Annotated in this window: 19 protein-coding genes; 9 read left to right on the forward strand and 10 right to left on the reverse strand. The window is 59.5% G+C overall.

Annotated features, from left to right (window positions below; genetic code table 11):
- Window positions 1-198: 198 nt before the first annotated feature.
- The 5 genes from ACNAZA_RS09370 to ACNAZA_RS09390 form a co-directional block, all read right to left on the reverse strand.
- On the reverse strand, window positions 199-516 hold the full coding sequence (locus ACNAZA_RS09370) for a hypothetical protein (protein ID WP_415796311.1): 318 nt from the start codon (window positions 514-516) through the stop codon (window positions 199-201).
- A 57-nt stretch (window positions 517-573) separates the two neighbouring features.
- The gene (locus ACNAZA_RS09375) at window positions 574-1,197 is read right to left on the reverse strand and encodes a hypothetical protein (protein WP_415796313.1); all 624 of its coding nucleotides are present in this window, start codon (window positions 1,195-1,197) and stop codon (window positions 574-576) included.
- A gap of 183 nt (window positions 1,198-1,380) precedes the next feature.
- Window positions 1,381-2,082 (reverse strand): hypothetical protein, encoded by a 702-nt coding sequence (locus ACNAZA_RS09380; RefSeq protein WP_415796314.1) that lies wholly within the window; start codon window positions 2,080-2,082, stop codon window positions 1,381-1,383.
- Between the two features lie 102 nt (window positions 2,083-2,184).
- Window positions 2,185-2,859, reverse strand: a complete 675-nt coding sequence (locus tag ACNAZA_RS09385) for a hypothetical protein (RefSeq protein WP_415796316.1) — start codon at window positions 2,857-2,859, stop codon at window positions 2,185-2,187.
- 103 nt (window positions 2,860-2,962) lie between these two features.
- Window positions 2,963-3,637, reverse strand: a complete 675-nt coding sequence (locus ACNAZA_RS09390) for a hypothetical protein (protein ID WP_415796318.1) — start codon at window positions 3,635-3,637, stop codon at window positions 2,963-2,965.
- Window positions 3,638-4,354: 717 nt separating this feature from the next.
- Here ACNAZA_RS09390 and ACNAZA_RS09395 point away from each other — a divergent pair.
- The 4 genes from ACNAZA_RS09395 to ACNAZA_RS09410 all read left to right on the forward strand — a co-directional run bounded on the left by ACNAZA_RS09395 (window position 4,355) and on the right by ACNAZA_RS09410 (window position 7,414).
- Complete coding sequence (locus tag ACNAZA_RS09395) at window positions 4,355-5,044, forward strand: response regulator (RefSeq protein WP_415796401.1); 690 nt, start codon at window positions 4,355-4,357, stop codon at window positions 5,042-5,044.
- Between the two features lie 83 nt (window positions 5,045-5,127).
- Window positions 5,128-5,997: a sensor histidine kinase gene (locus tag ACNAZA_RS09400; RefSeq protein ID WP_415796320.1), complete on the forward strand. Its 870-nt coding sequence runs from the start codon at window positions 5,128-5,130 to the stop codon at window positions 5,995-5,997.
- A 52-nt stretch (window positions 5,998-6,049) separates the two neighbouring features.
- Window positions 6,050-6,178 carry a hypothetical protein gene (locus ACNAZA_RS09405; protein ID WP_415796322.1) on the forward strand — a complete coding sequence of 43 codons (129 nt, stop codon included), beginning with the start codon at window positions 6,050-6,052 and terminating at the stop codon, window positions 6,176-6,178.
- A 177-nt stretch (window positions 6,179-6,355) separates the two neighbouring features.
- Window positions 6,356-7,414, forward strand: a complete 1,059-nt coding sequence (locus ACNAZA_RS09410) for a beta-keto acid cleavage family enzyme (RefSeq protein WP_415796324.1) — start codon at window positions 6,356-6,358, stop codon at window positions 7,412-7,414.
- A gap of 225 nt (window positions 7,415-7,639) precedes the next feature.
- On the opposite strand, the gene ACNAZA_RS09415 is transcribed toward ACNAZA_RS09410, so the two are convergent.
- From ACNAZA_RS09415 to ACNAZA_RS09430, 4 genes are all read right to left on the reverse strand, one after another.
- Window positions 7,640-9,211, reverse strand: a complete 1,572-nt coding sequence (locus ACNAZA_RS09415; protein ID WP_415796326.1) for an acetolactate synthase large subunit — start codon at window positions 9,209-9,211, stop codon at window positions 7,640-7,642.
- Window positions 9,212-9,571: 360 nt separating this feature from the next.
- Complete coding sequence (locus ACNAZA_RS09420) at window positions 9,572-10,519, reverse strand: Bug family tripartite tricarboxylate transporter substrate binding protein (protein WP_415796402.1); 948 nt, start codon at window positions 10,517-10,519, stop codon at window positions 9,572-9,574.
- Window positions 10,520-10,592: 73 nt separating this feature from the next.
- Window positions 10,593-11,435, reverse strand: a complete 843-nt coding sequence (locus tag ACNAZA_RS09425; RefSeq protein WP_415796328.1) for a TauD/TfdA dioxygenase family protein — start codon at window positions 11,433-11,435, stop codon at window positions 10,593-10,595.
- Window positions 11,436-11,444: 9 nt separating this feature from the next.
- The gene (locus tag ACNAZA_RS09430) at window positions 11,445-11,600 is read right to left on the reverse strand and encodes a hypothetical protein (protein WP_415796330.1); all 156 of its coding nucleotides are present in this window, start codon (window positions 11,598-11,600) and stop codon (window positions 11,445-11,447) included.
- Between the two features lie 348 nt (window positions 11,601-11,948).
- Between ACNAZA_RS09430 and ACNAZA_RS09435 the strand changes: the two genes are divergently transcribed.
- Complete coding sequence (locus ACNAZA_RS09435) at window positions 11,949-12,965, forward strand: AraC family transcriptional regulator (RefSeq protein WP_415796332.1); 1,017 nt, start codon at window positions 11,949-11,951, stop codon at window positions 12,963-12,965.
- A 67-nt stretch (window positions 12,966-13,032) separates the two neighbouring features.
- Here ACNAZA_RS09435 and ACNAZA_RS09440 read toward each other — a convergent pair whose 3' ends face one another.
- Entirely contained in the window at window positions 13,033-13,953 is a 921-nt protein-coding gene (locus tag ACNAZA_RS09440) for a LysR family transcriptional regulator (RefSeq protein WP_415796334.1), read from the reverse strand.
- 112 nt (window positions 13,954-14,065) lie between these two features.
- Between ACNAZA_RS09440 and ACNAZA_RS09445 the strand changes: the two genes are divergently transcribed.
- The 4 genes from ACNAZA_RS09445 to ACNAZA_RS09460 all read left to right on the forward strand — a co-directional run bounded on the left by ACNAZA_RS09445 (window position 14,066) and on the right by ACNAZA_RS09460 (window position 20,148).
- Window positions 14,066-16,189 (forward strand): 3-hydroxyacyl-CoA dehydrogenase NAD-binding domain-containing protein, encoded by a 2,124-nt coding sequence (locus ACNAZA_RS09445; RefSeq protein ID WP_415796336.1) that lies wholly within the window; start codon window positions 14,066-14,068, stop codon window positions 16,187-16,189.
- 146 nt (window positions 16,190-16,335) lie between these two features.
- The gene (locus tag ACNAZA_RS09450) at window positions 16,336-17,532 is read left to right on the forward strand and encodes an acetyl-CoA C-acyltransferase (RefSeq protein ID WP_415796338.1); all 1,197 of its coding nucleotides are present in this window, start codon (window positions 16,336-16,338) and stop codon (window positions 17,530-17,532) included.
- Between the two features lie 137 nt (window positions 17,533-17,669).
- Window positions 17,670-18,869: an acyl-CoA dehydrogenase family protein gene (locus ACNAZA_RS09455; RefSeq protein WP_415796340.1), complete on the forward strand. Its 1,200-nt coding sequence runs from the start codon at window positions 17,670-17,672 to the stop codon at window positions 18,867-18,869.
- A 142-nt stretch (window positions 18,870-19,011) separates the two neighbouring features.
- Window positions 19,012-20,148 (forward strand): acyl-CoA dehydrogenase family protein, encoded by a 1,137-nt coding sequence (locus ACNAZA_RS09460; RefSeq protein WP_415796342.1) that lies wholly within the window; start codon window positions 19,012-19,014, stop codon window positions 20,146-20,148.
- Window positions 20,149-20,229: the final 81 nt, after the last annotated feature.

Below are 20,229 nucleotides of genomic sequence, written 5' to 3' on the forward strand. Positions count from 1 at the left end.
CTCAAATGGGCGGCACTTGCGGGCCATACAGCAATCTGCTGCAGCTAGGCAGCGGGGTGCGAGGCATGAAGCTATTGAGGCTCGAAATGACGCGAGGGCTGCGTTCTCGAAAGAAGCGCAGCCCTCGCGGGTGAATGGCGGTGAGTCGAAGCGGGTCCCTACATGAGAAGACTCCGACACACCTCCTCGTTCACCAACCTACTTGGGGTCCTCGGTAGGAATAAAGAACAGGTATTCCCCGGGTCCCATTTCTGGAGTGATCAAATAACCGTCGCAGCGCTGGCTTTTGCAGCGTACATAAACCGCTCGGGGCCAGATGGTGGCTGCGGTGGGGTATCCAGGCAGATACTGCGGCACATGAAAAGCGCCGGTATCTCCAACCTGTGTTGCTTCTTCCTGGCCTGAAGCTCCCGGTGTGCCGCTGCCGAAGACTTGGCGCTCAATGGTGATGGGCGCATTGGCCAAGCCGCCAGGGGGTGGCTCCGCTGCCCACCCACCGAGGGGTGCGGCAGCCATCAAAATAATCAAAGTCCTGAACATAGTGACCTCCATGAACAGTGCCAGTCCAAGAACTTAGTTGCTATAGAGGTTCGCTGTTTGTGGCGCTTCGGTGACGGGTGTGATCTGCTGTCCTTCGGACGCTACCGGGCTGCTTACAGCCAGACTGGCAGGTGCGGCTACTGCGGTAGCACCTTCGGAGGAGGCCAGGGGGCCATAGTTGTTGCGACGCTCGTCAGCCGTCATGGTCTGAGGGCATCTGGTGCCTGTGATCTCCAGTGCCAGGCGGGCGGCCGGGTCCATGCAGTCCACAGCAAGAGAGGCGGCTTTCATGCCCTTGTTCCAGAGTTCACGACTCATTTTCAGGCGCTTGCAGTGATCGTCAGACCATGTGGTGCCAAAGCTCACACCAAAGCCTGGGCCGTTGGCACTGCCGCTGCTGCTACCCATACAAGTGTCGTTACTGGTGGTCAGGGGAGGTCCGCTCACACTGGGCACGTTCTTCATGGTGTAGGAGCCGGTGTACTCCACAATGTTCTTGGTCGTTCCGCTGCTGACGATGTTCTGGTCGGAACGGCTGTCTATGGTTTGCGCCGAACGGCTATCCACGGATTGTGTCGAACGGCTGTCGACCGACTGGGCGGATCGGCTTTCGGGCGGGGTCTGCGTGACGAAGGTAATGGATTGCTGATTTCCCACTGCAGACGTGCTGGCAGAACTTTGCGAATTGCTGTCAGAGGCAGATGTCTGCGCAAAGCTGCTCAAAGTAACGCAAAGGCCTAATAAAGCGAATGAGGCTTTCATGTGTTTCTCCTATGTCCCTGGGTCTTGCCTAGAGGACCAGACTCAGGGACAAGCACGACTACGATGGAGGACTTGATATCAATGATTGGCGACGGAGCCACTCCAGGCACCAGCGCCACCGGAAGTGCCGCCACCGTTGGAGAAGCCGCCAGCATTGCCAAAGGCGCCGCCAGTGGTATGAACATTACCGACCGAGGAAGCACCGGAGGTATTGTTGGTAGCAGTTCCGAGAGGGCCGGCGACGGCTCCCGAGGTGGCACCGTAGTTGGATTGGGTACCTGCCGTGCTGTGGATTGCTGCGATACCGCCGCCAGGGCCTGCATAGGTGCCGGCTGCGTTGGCGGTGTGCGAATTTGCCGTACCGGCTGCGCCGCCAGCCACGGATGCGCCGCCAGGGGCCGTAGCGCCGTAACCGGCAACTGCGCCTGAGTTCGCATTGGCATTGGTGGCACCGCCGCCTGCAGCCACGCCGTTGCCGGAGGTGGCGGCCAGGCTGTTCACCGTACCAGTGGTGGTGGCGCTACCGCCAACAGCCGCAGCACCGCCAGCGGTATGGCCGATGTTGCCTGATCCAGCACCTGCAGCTGCGGTTGCATTGGCACCCGAAGAAGCACTGTTGAGGCTAAAAGCACTTCCAGTGCCGGCACTCGCAGCTGTTGATGCCGTGCCCGAAGCTGCATTGGACGAGGTATTCGTTGCAGCACCGCTATTGCTGTTGACGGCGGCAGATGCAACACCAGCCAAGGCCACGACAGCGATTGCGACCAGAGTTTTTTTCATGATGAAACCTTTGGAAAGCCAGTTTTAGATTTTTTCTGTCCCTGAGTCTTGCCTCAAAGGCCAGACTCGGGGACAGACACAACTACGAAGGCAGACTTGACATCAATGAGCGACGGAGCCGCTCCAGGCACCAGCACCACCCGAGGTGCCGCCACCGTTGGAGAAGCCGCCAGCATTGCCAAAGGCGCCGCCAGTGGTGTGAACATTACCGACCGAGGAAGCGCCGGAGGTATTGTTGGTTGCAGTACCGCCAGGGCCGGAGATGGCTCCCGAGGTGGCACCGTAGTTGGATTGGGTACCGGCGGTGCTATGGATTGCGGCGATACCGCCGCCAGGGCCTGCATAGGTGCCGGCTGCATTGGCGGTGTGCGAATTTGCTGCACCTGCTGCGCCGCCAGCCACGGATGCGCCGCCAGGGGCGGTAGCGCCGTAACCGGCAGCTGCGCCTGAGTTCGCATTGGCATTGGTGGCACCGCCGCCGGCAGCGACGCCGTTGCCGGAGGTTGCGGCCAGGCTGTTCACCGTACCTGTAGTGGTTGCGCTGCCACCCACAGCTGCGCCGCCGATAGCGGTATGGCCGATGTGACCTGCTCCACCACCTGCAGCTGCGGTTGCATTGGCACCCGAAGAAGCACTGTTGAGGCTCAAAGCACTTCCGTTACCAGCACTCGCAGCAGTAGAAACAGTGCCTGAAGAGGCATTGGACGACGTGTTCGTTGCAGCAGATGCGACACCAGCCAGGGCCACGATGGCCAGTGCAATCAGAGATTTTTTCATGATGGAACCTTTGGAAAGCCAGTTTTCAGATTTTTTCTGTCCCTGAGTCTTGCCTCAAAGGCCAGACTCGGGGACAGACACAACTACGAAGGCAGACTTGACATCAATGAGCGACGGAGCCGCTCCAGGCACCAGCACCACCCGAGGTGCCGCCGCCGTTAGAGAAGCCGCCAGCATTGCCAAAGGCGCCGCCAGTGGTGTGAACATTACCGACCGAGGAAGCGCCGGAGGTATTGTTGGTTGCAGTACCGCCAGGGCCGGAGATGGCTCCCGAGGTGGCACCGTAGTTGGATTGGGTACCGGCGGTGCTATGGATTGCGGCGATACCGCCGCCAGGGCCTGCATAGGTGCCGGCTGCATTGGCGGTGTGCGAATTTGCTGCACCTGCTGCGCCGCCAGCCACGGATGCGCCGCCAGGGGCAGTAGCGCCGTAACCGGCAGCTGCGCCTGAGTTCGCATTGGCATTGGTGGCACCGCCGCCGGCAGCGACGCCGTTGCCGGAGGTTGCGGCCAGGCTGTTCACCGTACCTGTGGTGGTTGCGCTGCCACCCACAGCTGCGCCGCCGATAGCGGTATGGCCGATGTGACCTGCTCCACCACCTGCAGCTGCGGTTGCATTGGCACCCGAAGAAGCACTGTTGAGGCTCAAAGCACTTCCGTTACCAGCACTCGCAGCCGTAGAAACAGTGCCTGAAGAGGCATTGGACGACGTGTTCGTTGCAGCAGATGCGACACCAGCCAAGGCCATGATGGCCAGTGCAATCAGAGATTTTTTCATGATGGACCCTTTGAAAAGCCAGTTCCCAGAACACTGAGAGGTTGAGGCAGAAGGCTGTTTGCACTTGCCGTGCAAAGCGAGCCCGACATAAACCGGATGCAGTGCTGAAACATTTCCAGAGAAAGTTTCAAATTTGCTTTCGGTCGGAGCTAGTTTCAGCAGCAGCCATGAAAATCGAAATACCGAGATTGTTTTTGCGTCGTCCGCAGTTTGTTGGCTGCAGCAGATGGCGTTGAAGTCCTTTGTTTTTGCGCTTGTTGTGCTATCGATTTTTCAATGTTTGACAATTGAAAACCTCGGGAAACGAAACGTAATCTGAGTTTATTATTGTGTTATGTTGCAGTTTTCTTATTATTTCTGCTCTGAGTTTGATGAGTTAATCTACGTATCGACTATTGATTTATTTGTTTTAATAAATAATAGCTATTTTATTTCTATTTAGACCATTATTTTTTAAAAAGCACTTAAAGCTATTGATCACCTCATGGTAGTAATTACATAGAAATGGCGAAACTAATTGTAAATATAGTAATTCGAAAGATGTATTTCACAATTTTTATAGATTTTTTATGGTTTTCCTTTTAGCTTGAGCCCCAGAGAAGTAAGAACTTTTTGTAACGCTGTGTTTTTTTTGGGGGAGACGATATGTCTGCTGTCCAAGGGTTCACCGAAGTCCTCGCTGCTTCAGAGCACCACAAATCTGCAGCGCAAAGCTATATGTGGCCGCAAAGCATGGTTGGTCAGGAAGGCAAGCCCGTGCGGGTGTATGTCGTCGATGACGACAATCACATCCGGCGTGTGATTGCCCAGGAGTTGATGTCTGACCCGCGTACCTTGCTGGTGGGGCAGGCTGCCTCTTTGAGGGAGGCACGCAAGCATTTGAACCAACAGCCATTTGACGTATTGCTGGTGGACCTGAACCTTGGCGATGGTGAAGGTTTAGAGCTCATAGGCCTTGCGCAAACTCTCAATCCTGACGCCCTGATCGTGGTGGTTTCAGTCACGGAGCGTGATGACAAAGTGCTTCAGGCATTCGAGCTGGGAGCCATGGGCTACCTGCTCAAAAACTCCTTGTTTGGCGACTATGTACAGGCCGTGCTCCAGGTTGCCAACGGAGGGGCTTCAATTACGCCCAGCTTGGCAAGAAAATTGCTCTCGCATCTTGATAAGTCCCATGCCAGACCTTTTGCTTCCGTCGGAACTTTACAGGAAGAGCGCCTGTCTGCGCGTGAGTCTGAAGTCCTCAAACTGGTGGCTGGCGGCTATACCAGTTCCGAGATTGGTACCCAACTAGGTATCAGTACCTTAACGGTGAATACGCATATCAAAAGCATCTACCGTAAGTTACAGGCGCGTACAAGAGCGCAGGCGGTGCGTGCAGCCTCTTTGCGAGGCTTGTTTAGTTGATGCATTCTGGTAATGAGAAATATTTATATTTAAAAATATGAAAGTCGCACGACATATATGCCGTTTTATGTCTAGAGGTTATTATGGAATCGCTGCGCAGCTTGAGCTGGAGAATCACTGCTCATATTTTCCAGGTGCTGGTTCTTTTGGCGTGGAGCGTTGGGGGTTCATGGCACGATAAAACCTGGCTTTGGATTGCAACATTAATCGCCGTGGTGGCTGGTCTGGCAATGGCAGTGCGTTATGTCCCACGTATATATCGGCGATTAATGTGCAAATGGCGACAAAATGCCCATCCCTCCAAGGAAATACTGGAGGAAAGAAAGCGTATTGCGTCGGACTTGCATGACACCCTGGGTAGTCAATTGGTGCAGGCCTTGGTTTTAATGGAAGAAACGGGGGGGGCTGGCTCCAGTGCCGCAAAAGAGGTGCTGGAGCAGTCTTTGCTGGATTTGAGACTGATTGTCGACTCCATGGATGCTCAGAACGATGGCCTGGGAATGCGTATGGCGCGCTTGCGCCATCGACTGGAGCCCGTCATGCGTCGCAAAGGCATCGTTTTGCATTGGACGCTTTGTGACCCTGAGCTGGACATAGGGCGCCCCACCGACGCTGTTCTGCCTGTAGGCAAGGTGGCACACCAGATACTGGCGGTAGTGCAGGAAAGCATCAGCAATGCAATTGAGCACGCATATGCCTCTGAAGTCTGGGTGGCGCTGGAGCCCTTTGAGAAGGACGATCCCGAGCGTTTCGGCTGGAGCTGGCATCTGTGCGTGGAAGACAACGGCGTGGGTTTCAATCCCAGGGCGATGCTGAGCGACGGCTCGAAATCGGGTCATGGTGTTTCCAACATGTATAGGCGCATGAACGAAATTGCTGGAGATCTGCACATCCAGCCGAGGCAGGGCGGAGGAACCCAGGTTTCATTGAGGTGGCGAGCGGAAAGTATCTGAGGGGCGCCAAGCCCCCTAAGAGCTCGACATTCTGATTTCCTAGTGGCAGAACATGATCACCAGCTCCGCCATGCGCCAGGCCTTGCCGCCAGCCATGGGTGCAGATCGGGGCCAGCCGGGGTTCTATGGCGCGGGCCTGAGCAGAGCCCAAGCATGGGTGGCGCACTTTGCCAAACCTTGAACGCGATAGGGCAAATGATTTGTCCCGGATCTGTCTACATTGAATTGGTTTTCGATTTCGACGGGCTGGAGTCCGGTCGCTGACAAGGCTTTGCCTGCAATGATTGCCTGGTGGCTTTGCATGCTGCATCCACGCCTGACCTGCCCGCCGAAGTCTGCATTCAACTGGAGACATGTTATGAATTTCCTCGACGGCCATCTGTTCCCCGAAAACCAGCAACCTCTGATCATTACCGCCGCGCCTTACGCGCCCGGTTGGTTGCCTTCCGACTTTCCGGAAGATATTCCCGTGACCATGGAAGCACAGATCCAGAAGGCCGTGGACTGCTATAACGCCGGAGCCACCGTGTTGCACCTGCATGTGCGCGAACTCGATGGCAAGGGTAGCAAGCGCCTGTCTAAGTTCAATGAGCTGGTTGCCGGTGTGCGCAAGGCTGTGCCCGAAATGATCATTCAGGTGGGCGGCTCGATCAGCTTTGCCCCCGAGGATGAAGGCCAGGCTGCCAAGTGGTTGTCCGATGACACCCGCCACATGCTGGCAGATCTGGACCCCGTGCCCGATCAGGTGACGGTGACGGTCAACACATCGCAGATGAACGTGACCGATCAGGCCGAAGATGCAGACTTTGCCGGTACCTCGCGCCAGAACCCTGTCCTGTTCAACGCTTACAAGGAAATGACCGTTCCGGCTCAGCCGGGCTGGGTCGAAGAGCATGTACGTCGTCTGACCAAGGCTGGTATTCAGAGCGCTTTCCAGTGCTACAACCTCAATAGCTTTGAATCGGTCGAGCGCCTGATGCGCCGTGGCTTCTACATGGGCCCGCTGGTGATGAACTGGGTGGCGATTGCGGGCGGCATGGACACCCCCAGCCTGTACAGCCTGGCCAACTTTGTGCGCTCCGTGCCCGATGGCGCCGTGCTGACGGTGGAGAGCAATGTGCGCAACGTATTGCCCGTGAATATGTGGGGCATTGCCGCCGGTCTGCATGTGCGCTGCGGCACCGAAGACTGCCTGTGGAATCAGACACGTACCGAAAAAGCCAGCACCGTCTCGCAGATCGAGCAACTGGTGCGCATCTCGCGCGAATTCGGTCGTCCGATCGCCACGGCCAAGGAAGCACGCGAAATCAGCAAGATCGGCGTGTTCTACGACACGGTGGAGGAAAGCCTGGCCGCCAACGGCTTTGCACCGAATCGCAATGGCGGCAACCAAGGGTTTCTGCGCAAGACGGCCTGATAAGGCGAGTGCGCAATGTGGGCAGCCAGGCATTGCGCGTCTCCGGGAAATTACTGGTATGACATGCGCAAAAAAGGTCTCCCGAAAGGGAGACCTTTTTTATTGGGTTGACGACTGTTTTATCGCGCAGCCCGATAGGGGGCTGGATGAAAAGGAGGAGCCAAGGCACAACCACCTTGGCTCCTTCACATGCCCACTATTGCGAGTCGGGTCCTTGGTGCTTGATCACAGAATGGCTTCAATCAGGCTGGGGCCGGCGGTGTTGTAAGAGCGGGAGAGCGCCAGGGCCAGGGATTCCAGATTGTCTACCTTGACGGCGCTTACACCCATGCCCTTGGCAAGGTCCGACCAGTCAATGATGGGCCTGTCCAGCGAGAGCATGTCTGTGGCGCGTTTGCCGGGGGTGCCTGCACCTACGGCCGCCAGTTCGCCGCGCAGGATGCTGTAGGCGCGGTTCACAAAGATCACCACGGTGACGTTGAGATTTTCCCGCGCCATGGTCCACAGCGATTGCAGGGTGTACATGCCGCTGCCGTCGCCTTCCAGGGCCAGAACCCGGCGCTCGGGCGCGGCCATGGCGGCGCCCACGGCTGCAGGCAGGGCAAAGCCGATGGAGCCGCCGCAGCTGGTCAGCCAGTCGTGCGGAGCGGCATGTGCCGTCAATGCATCAAAGCCCCGGCCGGTGGTCATGGCTTCTTCCACCACGATGGCGTGGGCAGGCAGGGTCGAAGCCAGGGTTTTGCCAATGCCTTCGGGCGTCAAGGGGCCGGACAGGGCGACGGGCTCCTCCTGCTCAACCAGATTGGCGGGAGCCAGGCGCTGGGCGTTCAGGGCTTCACACAGGGCGGACAGTGCTTGCTCCGGGCAGTCCTCCGGTGTGGACAGGGTGAGGAATTCGCAACCTGGCGCCGTCAGGCGGCCAGGCTTGCCGGGGTAGGCGAAAAATGCCACGGGTGGCTTGGCGCCCACCAAAATGATGCGCTTGAACGGGGCCAGGGCGGCCAGGCCCAGATCCACTGCATAGGGCAGGCGGGGCACGCGCACCCGTCCGGCGCCGCGTTCCATGCGGGCGGTATAGAACTCGGCGCGCACCGCGCATTGCGTGGCAGCGGCAATCTTGCCGGCCAGGGTGGTGCATTTTTCGCGCAGGGCGCGGTCGCCCAGCAAAATCAGCGTGGATTGCGGCTCTTGGCGCAGAGCTTCAATGATCCTGGCCCAATCTTGCGGCTCGGTCATTCTGGCGGGGGCCGGCTTATGGCTCATCGCATGGACGTTGATCTGGTTTTGTGCGTCGGCTACTTCGGACCAGGCCACATTGGCCGGCAACACCAGGGTGGCGATGCCGCCGGGGCGGGCGTTGGCGCGGCGCACGGCCTGGGTACCGTCGGCGGCAATGGCGTCCGCGCTGGCGGTGGTGTGCACCCAGTCGCTCATGGGGGCAGCGACACCGTGAATGTCCGAAGTCAGCGGCGCATCCAGCTCCAGATGACTGATGGCGTGATCCCCGACAATGTTGACAATGCCGGAGCGGGCTTTTTTTGCGTTGTGCAGATTGGCCAGGCCATTGGCAAGACCGGGGCCCAGGTGCAGCAGCGTGGCTGCGGGGCGGTCGGCCATGCGGTAGTAACCGTCGGCCGCACCGGTGACCACGGTCTCATGCAGGCCCAGCACGCAGCGCATGCCCTCGATCTTGTCGAGCGCTGCCACGAAGTGCATCTCGGAGGTGCCGGGGTTGGTAAAACACACATCCAGCTGGTTGGCGATGAGTGTGTGGACTAGTGTTTCTGCACCATTCATGGGAGAGCTTTCCTGGGGTTGGGGTCGTATGCATGAGCGCAAGGGCCGTGTCGCTGCATTGAATAAAGACCATAGCGGCTTGCGCTTGTATTGCAAGAATTTGCGACGGCCTCTATATGTTTTCTAGCGCAGCAATTGCGTTGCGTGCTCTGGTTTTTTAAGCGGGGAAGGCCCGAATCAAAGCCGGCAGCCAGACCGTAGCCCAGGGCTTGGCGATCTTTGACGCGATGCGTTGAGTCAGCTTGCTGCCGCTGACCGAAAACGCCAAGAGGCCGCCGCAAAGCACAAACGGCGCCAGGCAGTGGGTACTGAACCTGGCGCCGCCGTGAGTCCAGAGGCTGGATTGGCGTTTGGCGCGGCTTATTCCGGTTTGTAATTGATGGACTTGAGCAGCGCGGCCTGTTGCTGGCTGGCCTGTTTGAGGTCGGCCATCAGCTCTTCGCTGGTCGCTGCTGTGGGTTCATCCATGCCCATTTCACGCACGCGCTTTTGCACGGCGGCCTTGCGGAAATGCGCCAAGGTGATTTCGCGCACTTTTTGCTGAATCGCAGGCGGGACATCGGGGCGAGACCAGACGCCGAACCAGCCGGCCTGTGCCAGTTGTGGGTAACCCAGCTCCTTGAAGGTCGGGGTGTCCGGCAGTTCGGCAATGCGCGTGGGGTAGTTCACGGCAATCGGCTTGATCTTGCCGGTCTTGATCAGGGGCAGGGAGGTAGTCAGGCCGTCAAACATCAAAGGAACATGGCCGCCCATCAAGTCGGTCAAGGCAGGAGGAGAGCCTTTGTAGCCCACATGCTTGAGCTGAATATTCGTCAGCTGCCCCAGCAACATGCCTGAGGTGTGACCCTTCATGCCGGTGGCATAGGACGCAAAGTCCAGGCCACCCTTTTGGGTCTTGGTATAGCTGATGAGCTGCTGCAGGTTGGAGACGGGAAGCTCCTTGTTGGCTACCAGAATCAGGCCGGTACGGCTGATCTGGGCCAGGGGCTTCAAGTCCTTGAACGGCTGGTAGTTGACTTTGTAGGCCAGAGGCGTCTCGGCAACGATACCGCCCTGGATCACCAACAAGGTGTGGCCGTCCTTGCCGTTGGCCATCAAGTCATTCACCGCCAGCACACCACCCGCACCTGGCTTGGATTCGACGATGACGGACTTGCCCAGCTCCTGCTGCAGACCCTCGGCCAGCAAGCGGGCCAGGGAGTCGGCACTGCCGCCGGCCGGCGCACCAACCACCAGGCGCAAGGGCTTGCTGGGCCAGTCGGTCTGGGCCTGAACCTGGGCGCTCAAGGCCGTGCCCAGCACGACCATACCCAGTACCAATGTGTTGCGGCGTAGCTTGAAGTTCTGCATGTCTTGTCTCCTTGATGGGTTTTTTTGTGACTTAGAACGGCTTGTCGCCGATGATGGCGGCGCGCTCCATCTTGCGAGGGGCGGGCCAGTAGTCCTGCACGGCGTAGTGCTGGGTGCAACGGTTGTCCCACATGGCAACGCTGCCGGGTTTCCAGCGGAAGCGCACCTGGTACTCAGGGATGGCGGCCTGGCTGATCAGGTAGTTCAGCAGCATGCTGGAGCCGGGCGTCTTGTCCTGACCGTAGCGCACGTTCTCGGGCGTGTGATAGTTGGCAAAGTGGGTGGTGAAGCTGCAAACGTACAGAATCTTCTCGCCGGTTTCGGGGTGAGTGCGCACCACGGGATGCTCGACCGGAGGATTCATGCGACCTAGTTCCAGACGCTTTTCTTCGGGCATGACAGCGCCGAAGCCGTGCTCGATGCTGGACTTGGCCTTCAGACCGTCAATCTTCTTCTTGATGTCGTCAGGCAGGTTTTTATAGGCCTCCACCATATTCACCCAGATGGTGTCGCCACCCACGGCAGGGCCGTCAACGCAGCGCAGCACACAGCCCATGGTGGGCGTCTCGCGCCACTGACCATCGGTGTGGTAGGTGTTTTCGTAGTTTTCGCGCTTTTCGCTGCGATAGATCTGGACCAGGCCGGGGTGATCCGGATCGCTGCCGGCCACGGGGTGGTCTTCCAGATCGCCGAAGTGGCGGGCAAAAGCCACGTGCTCGCCGCGCGTGATGTCCTGGTCACGGAAGAACAGCACCTTGTGTTGCAGCAGCAAGGCCTTGATTTCGTTGGCCAGGCCCGTGTCGCGGGATGCATCTCCCAGGCTCACGCCAGAAACTTCAGCACCAATGCTGCAGGTCAGTTGTTCGACTTTCATAGCCTTCTCCTAGATTGTGAAAACGGATGCGCCCAGGATTTGCCGGGACTTCAGGTCGCTGTGCGCCCGGGCTGCATCAGTCAGCGTGTAGCGTTTGTGAATGTCGATGCGGATGCTGCTGGCCGCCTCATGGTCAAACAGATCGGTCAGCAGGGCCTGCTTCAAACACTCTGTGGCAGCAAGGCTTTAATGAACCTGATTGCCACTCAGGGAAAATTTTCGGATTAGCAGGCGCCGGAAGGCTTGACCGATTGCGACAGCTTGTTGCCCTCTTTGACAGAACTGGGAAAACCCTAGCGATCTTTGGCCCGGAAAGCGCGCCCTGGACTGCAGATCACCCTCTGTCCTTGCTCTGTTTGTTCGATGCGGAGGGAGATTAGGGAACTACTCGATTGACCGGCATCGTGGCTATTGATATAAATCAAAAACGCACGCTTATAAAAAAGCTTGCGTTTCATAATTTTTATGGAGCCCAAACGCAGGGCTCAGAGCAATGGATTTGCATTGGTCACGATGACGCCCCGTATTCGCAGTGTCAGCCTCGGCAAATATGCCAAGGTGGCAAATGAGCTTGGTATCGACCCGCTGCGCATGTTTCGCCAGGTGGGACTGGATCACAGCTGCCTGAATTCTCCCGATCTTCTGGTTCCCGAAGCGGCGTTTGCCCGCTTGCTGGAGACTTCGTCGGCTCAGGCTGGGCAGGCCTCGCTAGGCCTGCTCATGGGATCGTATTGGCGTTTGTCGGATTTTGGCCCCCTTAGCCTGCTGCTGCAGCACCAGGCCAGTCTGTCTTCCATGTTGCAGACGCTCAAGGACTACAACCACCTGATCAGCAGCACGGTAGCCACCGAGATCGTGACGCAGGGGCGCTACTCCATCATTCAGCTGCATCTGGATACCGAACGCGACAGCCCAGGCCGTCACCCCATGGAATTGGGCATTACCGCCTTGCTGAGTCTTTGCCGCCACCAGTTGGGCAGAGGCTGGAATCCGGCAAGCATTCATTTCTCCCATAACTCGCCTGGCAGCACCATGAACCACCGCCGGGTGCTGGGCAGCGATATTGTGTTTGCCTCGGACTTTGACGGCATTGTGGTGAGCAACGAGGACATGAAGCTGCTCAATGCCGAGCACGACAGCCTGATGGAAAGCCACGCTCGCAGCCTGATGGACATGCATGCGCCACGACCGGCCTCCAAATCGTTGGAGCAGCAGGTGCGCAGCACCTTGCAGTCCTTGCTGCCGCATGGTCGCCACAGCATCGCCCATGTGGCCAGCGCGCTCGGCTACACGGCCCGCTCATTGCAGCGCCATCTGGAAACTCATGACACCAGCTTTCAGGAAGCCCTGGATACGGTGCGCAGACAGGCGGCCTTGCGGGCGCTGAAAAACCCTCAGCTATCGATCAGCGAGGCTGCATCCCTGGCTGGTTTTGCCGAGAACAGCTCCTTCACACGCTGGTTCAGCAAGCATTTCCAGCAAAGCCCTAGCAACTGGCGCCAGCAAAATTCAAGCAGCACTCTCTCCTGACGAAGTCTGTTGACGCCCCAGAACGCCAGCCCTCTAAGCTGGCGTTTTTCATCCGGGCTAGCTGGGCTTATGGCGGCGGTAGCTTCGCGGCCTGGCTTGCCTCCTCGGGCTGGGCCTTGGCCAGCAAAAAATCGATGCAGGTGCGCACGGACTTGGTCTGATGGCGGTTGGGCAGGTAGAGCAGATACATATGGGTGCCGAAAATGCTCAGCCGATATTCATCCAGCGTAGTCAGCACCTCGCCGGTGGCCAGCTTGTCCTGCACCACATAGTCGGGCACCAGACCCACGCCCAGGCCGGCCAGAATGCCGTCCCTGAGGAAGGGGAAATGCTCGGAGATCATGGTGGGCTCCAGCATCACCTCATGGCGCTCGGCACCCAGATAGGCGGCCAGGCGCAGCTGTCGCCCGGTCACGCCGGCGGTAATCAGCGGGCTGGCACGCAAGGCATGCAGGGTTTGGGGCAGGCCATGGGTCTGGGCGTATTCACGTGAGGCACAGGCCAGGTAGCGCACCGTACCCAGGCTGCGCGCCACCAGAGACAGGGGCGGCTCCTGGATCACGCGGATCATGATGTCCATATCGTCACGCAGATTGTCGGCCCGGTTCTCGAACAGCACGTCCAGCACGATGCCAGGGTACAGACGCTTGAACTCGATCAACCACTCGCTCATCACGATCTGGCCGTAGCCGCTGGGCACGCTGATGCCCACGCGGCCTTGCAGACTTTGGCCCAGGGCGGTAATGGCCTCTCGCGCGGCCAGCATTTCGTTGTGGATATTGCGCCCGTGCTCGTACAGGCGCAGGCCGATTTCTGTGGGCTCCACGCGGCGCGTGGTGCGCTTGACCAGTTGCACCCCTGCGGATTTCTCCAGCTGGGTCAGGTGGTAGCTCACGTTGGCGCGTGTCATCTTGAGCTTGCGCGCAGCCTGGCTGAGGTTGCCGCTATCGATGATTTCAACCAGCAGAGTCAGTGATTGGGAGTCCATGGCTTGATTGTCTTAATTTATTTGACAGTCTGTCAATGATTCATGGGATTGTTAGAAAACATTGTCGCCGTAAGAATGTGGGCAGTTAATCCAAGCCATAACGGAGACATGTATGACCTCTGAAGCATCCACTTCTGTCGTTGAACTCAAGCTGGACGGTGATGTCCTGCTGGTCAGCATCAACAATCCACCCGTCAACGCCTTGGGTGCAGCCGTGCGCCAGGGCCTGGTGGCTGCTATGGAGCAGGCCGATGCCAACGACGCGGTCAAGGCTGTGCTGATCGTGGGCCAGGGCAAGGCCTTTATCGCCGGTGCCGACATCCGCGAATTCGGCAAGCCTCCGGTGGCACCTTTTCTGCCCGATGTCTGCAACCGCATCGAAGCCTGCAGCAAGCCTGTGGTGGCTGTGATTCATGGCGCGGCCCTGGGGGGCGGCCTGGAGATCGCCATGGCTGCCCATTACCGTCTGGCATTGCCTGCGGCGAAGCTGGGCCTGCCCGAAGTCTCGCTGGGTCTGATTCCCGGTGCCGGCGGTACACAGCGTGCACCGCGCCTGATGGGCGTGAAGGCTGCCACCGAACTGATGCTCAGCGGCAAGCCCATGAGCGCCAAGGCCGCTCTGGCTGCTGGTCTGGTGGACAAGCTGGAAGAGGGCAACGACCCCGTGGCCGCCGGTCTGGCCTACGCCCGTGAACTGCTGGCCCAAGGTGCACCGCTGCGCCCCACCAGCGCAGATCAAAGCCTGCTGGCCGACAAGGCTGCGGCCCATGCAGATCTCGAGGCCCTGCGCGCCGAGACCGCCAAGAAATCGCGCGGCCTGTTCTCGCCACTGAAGATCATCGACTGCGTGCAAGCCGCCGTGGACCTGCCTTTTGACCAAGGCCTGAAGTTCGAGCGTGCCCAGTTTCTGGCCTGTATCGACAGCCCGCAGCGTCAAGGCTTGATTCACGCCTTCTTTGCGGAAAAGGAAACCGCCAAGATTCCCGAAGCCAAGGCGGCGGCCCCGCGCCACTTTGCCAAGATTGCCATCATCGGCGGCGGCACCATGGGCGCGGGCATTACTGTCTCGGCTCTGGACGCGGGTCTGGCTGTGACCATGATCGAGCGCGATGCCGAATCCATCGCTCGTGGTCGGGCCAATGTGGAAAAGGTCTACAACGGCCTGATCGCCAAGGGACGCATGAGCGAAGAAGCCAAGGCGGCCGTGATGGCGCGTTACACGCCATCGACGAGCTACGACGACATTGCCGACGTGGATCTGGTCATTGAAGCCGTGTTCGAAGACCTGGAAGTCAAGAAGGCCGTGTTCAAGGAGCTGGACCGCGTCTGCAAGAGCGGCGCCGTGCTGGCCACCAACACCTCGTATCTGGACATTGACGCCATTGCCGCCGTCACCAGCCGCCCCCAGGATGTGATTGGCCTGCATTTCTTCAGCCCCGCCAACATCATGAAGCTGCTGGAAATCGTAGTGCCCTCCAAGGTCGCACCCGATGTGGTGACCACGGCTTTCGAGCTGGCCAAGAAAATGAAGAAGGTGCCGGTGCGCGCCGGCGTCTGCGACGGCTTTATCGGCAACCGCATTCTGGCTACCTACAAGCAGGCCGCTGACTATTTGATGGAAGACGGTGCTTCGCCCTACGAGATCGACGAAGCCGTGCGCGGCTTTGGCTTTGCCATGGGCCCGTTCCAGGTCACCGATCTGGCAGGTGGCGACATTGGCTGGGCCACGCGCAAGCGCCGCGCCGCCACGCGTGACCCCAAGGCACGTTACGTGGAGATCGCCGACCGCATCTGCGAAAACGGCTGGTTTGGCCAGAAGACGCAGCGCGGCTTCTACCTCTATCCGCAAGGCGCTCGCGTCGGTCAGCATGATCCTGAAGTGCTGGCCATCGTGGATGCCGAGCGCGCCAAAAAAGGCGTGACGGCACGCCCGTTCAGCGCTGAGGAAATCATGCGCCGCTACATGGCCGCCATGGTCAACGAAGGCGCCAAGGTGGTGGAAGAGGGCATTGCCCTGCGCCCGCTGGATGTGGATGTGACCTTTATCTCGGGCTACGGCTTCCCCCGCCATCGCGGCGGCCCCATGAAGTGGGCCGATATGCAGGGCCTGGACAAGGTGCTGGCCGATATCGAAGCCTTTGCCAAGGAAGACGCAATGTTCTGGCAGCCCGCGCCCCTGCTGCAAAAGCTGGTGGCCGAGGGACGGACTTTCGAGAGCCTGAATCAGGCCGCCTGAAGCCCGTCGGCTCCAACAGCACTATTCAAAAAAGTGAGCTGCTAGCGATTGATTGATAAAAATCTCAATTAGAAAACCTATTGAGATCCATCAGAAACAAGCGCTGGAAGCTATCAAAAAATTCAAGTATCAAGAGACTCATCATCATGCGTGAAGCCGTTATCGTTTCCACCGCTCGTACTCCGCTGACCAAGTCGCACCGCGGCGAATTCAATGTGACGCCTGCCGCCCAGTTGGCAGCCTTCTCCGTCAAGGCGGCCGTAGAGAGCTCGGGCATCGACCCGGCCATGATCGAAGACTTGGTCCTGGGCTGCGGCAACCCCGATGGCTTTCAGGGGCGCAACCTGGGCCGTCAGGCCGTGCTGCGCGCCGAGCTGCCGCTGAGCATTGCTGGCACGACGATTGCGCGCTACTGCGCCTCGGGTCTGCAGTCGATTGCCATGGCCAGCAGCCGCATCGTGGCCGAGGGCGTGGACGCCATGATTGCCGGCGGCGTGGAAACCATCTCCGGCATCCGCGCCGGCAACAATCTGCCCACCGACATGGACCCCTGGCTGGTTGAGCACAAGCCCGAGTTGTACATGGCCATGATCGACACCGCCGATGTGGTGGCCAAGCGCTACGGCATCAGCCGCGAGGATCAGGATGCCTTCTCGCTGCAAAGCCAGCAGCGCACGGCCGCAGCCCAGGCTGCCGATTTGTTCAAGGGCGAAATCATTGCCTGCGCCACGCGCATGGCCGAGAAGAACAAGGAAACCGGCGAAGTCACCTACCGCGACGTGGTTGCCACCAAGGACAACTGCAACCGTCCTTCGACCACGCTGGAAGGTCTGCTCAAGCTCGAACCCGTCAAGGGCGCAGGCAACTTCATTACGGCCGGCAATGCATCCCAGCTGTCCGACGGCTCCAGCGCCTGCGTGCTGATGGAAGCCAAGCAGGCCGAGCGCCTGGGTCTTGAGCCGCTGGGCGCCTTGCGCGGTTTTGCCGTGGCCGGCTGCGAGCCCGATGAAATGGGCATCGGCCCGGTGTTTGCCGTGCCCAAGCTGCTCAAGCGCCACGGACTCACCGTTCAGGATATCGACCTGTGGGAGCTCAACGAAGCCTTTGCCTCGCAAGCCCTGTACTGCCAGCGTCAGCTGGGCATTCCCGGCGAGCGTCTGAACGTCAACGGCGGTGCGATCTCCATCGGCCACCCCTTCGGCATGACGGGAGCGCGTCTGGCCGGCCACATTTTGCTGGAAGGCCGCCGCCGCAAGGCCCTGAACCCTTCGGTGAAGTGGGGCGTGGTGAGCATGTGCATCGCCGGTGGCATGGGCGCTGCCGGTCTCTTCGAAATTTTTTGATAACCCCCTGAGGCGCTTTGCGCCTTCCCCCAAGGGGGACGACACCAGCGCGGCGGGGCGGCCCTTGCGCGGTGTCTCCAGCTTGGGGCGTGCTCGTGCCCGCGACGCACAGCGATTGAATTACTGAGGACCCCGCAATGGATTTGCAATTCACCCCACAAGAAGAGGCGTTCCGCGCCGAAGTACAGAGCTTCCTCAAGGAAAAGCTGCCCAAGCATATTGCGCAAAAGGTCAAAGCCGGTCAGCGTCTGAGCAAGGCCGATCAGGACGAATGGCATGCCATCCTCAACGAGCGCGGCTGGTACGCCAACCACTGGCCCATGGAAAACGGCGGTCCCGGCTGGGGTGCGGTGGAAAAGTTCATTTTCGACACCGAGTGCGCGCTGGCAGGCGGCCCCCGTGTCGTGCCTTTTGGCGTGAACATGCTGGGCCCGGTGCTGATCAAGTACGGCAACGAGCAGCAAAAGAATTACTGGCTGCCGCGCATGCTGAAAGGCGAAGACTGGTGGTGCCAGGGCTATTCGGAACCCGGTGCGGGCTCCGATCTGGCCTCGGTCAAGACCACGGCCGTGCGAGAAGGCGATTTCTACATCGTCAACGGCCAGAAGACCTGGACCACGCAGGGCCAGCACGCCAACATGATCTTCTGCCTGGTGCGCACCAATCGCGAAGTCAAGGCCCAGGCCGGCATCAGCTTTCTGCTGGTGGATATGAACACGCCCGGCGTGGAAGTGCGCCCCATCCGCACGCTGGATGGCGACAAGGATGTCAACGAAGTCTTCTTCACCGATGTGAAGGTGCCCGTGGAAAACCTGGTGGGCGAAGAGAACAAGGGCTGGACTTACGCCAAGTACCTGCTGACCTATGAGCGCACCGGTATTGCAGGCGTGGGCTTTTGCATTTCGGCCCTGGCCAAGCTCAAGGTCGTGGCTGCCAAGGCGCACAGGAACGGCAAGCCTTTGAATCAGGATCCGCTGTTTGCGGCCCGCATGGCCAAGGTCGAGATCGACCTGGAAAACATGAAGACCACCAATCTGCGCGTGATTGCTGCCGTGGCCGGTGGCGGCGTGCCCGGTGCGGAAAGCTCCATGCTCAAGATTCGCGGCACGGAAATTCGCCAGGAAATCCTGTCGCTGATCCGCCGCGCCATGGGCGTCTATGCCGTGCCTTATATCGACGAAGCACAGTACGAAGGCTATGAGGATGCGCCCGTCGGTCTGATTGACGAAGCCGCCACCGCAGCTGCCAACTACTTCAACTACCGCAAGCTGTCGATCTTCGGTGGCTCCAACGAAATCCAGAAAAACATCATCTCCAAGATGATCCTGGGGCTGTAAAGAACACCCCCTGAGTCGCTCCCGCGCCTTCCCCCTCAAGGGGGACGACACCCTCGCGTCGGGGCGGCCCTAGCTCGGTGTCTCCCGCGAAAGGGGGCTCCAAGCGAAATGGATGTACTTGAATAGGTCGAAAGAATTTGTCATGAACTTCACACACACCGAAGACCGCCGCATGCTGGTGGACAGCCTGAACCGCTTTGTTGCCGAGCAGTACGGTATCGAGCATCGCAACCAGCTGGCTTATGGCGCGCAAGGACATAGCCCCGAGCTGTATGCGCAATTTGCCGAGCTGGGCACGATTGGTGCATTGTTTCCCGAAGAAGCGGGCGGCTTTGGCGGCTCTGGCTTTGATATCAGCGTGGTGTTTGAAGCCCTGGGCCGCGGCCTGGTGGCCGAACCCCTGCTGGGCGCACTGGTCGTGGGCCAGGCCCTGATTGCTGCAGGTACGGAATCGCAAAAGCAAAAGCTTGATGACATCATTGCCGGCGGCGTGATGGCCGCGCTGGCGCACGATGAGCCGGGCAGCCACTATGAGCTGAACAATGTCAAAGCCACTGCGGCCAAGACGGCCGCTGGCTGGGTGCTCAACGGTGCCAAGAGCGTGGTGGCCTTTGGCGAAAAGGCCGATCTGCTGCTGGTTTCGGCCCGCACCGCAGGCGCTCAGTTTGACGAAGCCGGTATCAGCCTGTTCCTGGTGGACGGCAATGCCGCCGGTCTGGCCAAGCGCGGCTACAGCCGCATGGAAGGCGGCCGTGCCGCCGAACTGACTTTTGATAACGTGCAGCTGAGCGGCGATGCCTTGCTGGGCGCCGAAGGCCATGGCTACGCCGTGCTGGAGCAGGTGCAAGGCTTTGCGCTGCTGGCGTTGGCTGCCGAGGCACTGGGTGCCATGGATGTGGCCAAACAGCACACGCTGGAGTATCTGCAGACCCGCAAGCAGTTTGGCGTAGCCATCGGCACCTTCCAGGCGCTGCAGCATCGCATGGCCGACCTGTTGCTGGAAGTGGAGCAGGTGCGTTCCACCGTGGTCAACGCTGCGGACGCCATCGACAACGCCGAAGGCGTGGAGCGCGCCAAGATGCTGTCTGCCGCCAAGTACACCGTGGGCTATGTGGGCGCGATGGTGGCCGAGGAGTGCATTCAGATGCATGGCGGTATCGGCATGACCTGGGAGCTGCCACTGGCGCATTACGCCAAGCGTCTGGTCATGATCGATCACCAGTTTGGTGACGAGGACCATCATCTGGCCCGCTTCATCGCCCTGGGTCAGAGCGCCTGATCGACCCGGAACCCGCCTTGTATTGGGCGTAGGCTTGAGGATGACCGGAGCCTTGCCTGTTGCCAGGCTCCGGTGTTCCAG

The sequence above is a fragment of the Comamonas aquatilis genome, assembly GCF_965139575.1.
In the GTDB taxonomy this organism is placed as follows: domain Bacteria; phylum Pseudomonadota; class Gammaproteobacteria; order Burkholderiales; family Burkholderiaceae_C; genus Comamonas; species Comamonas aquatilis.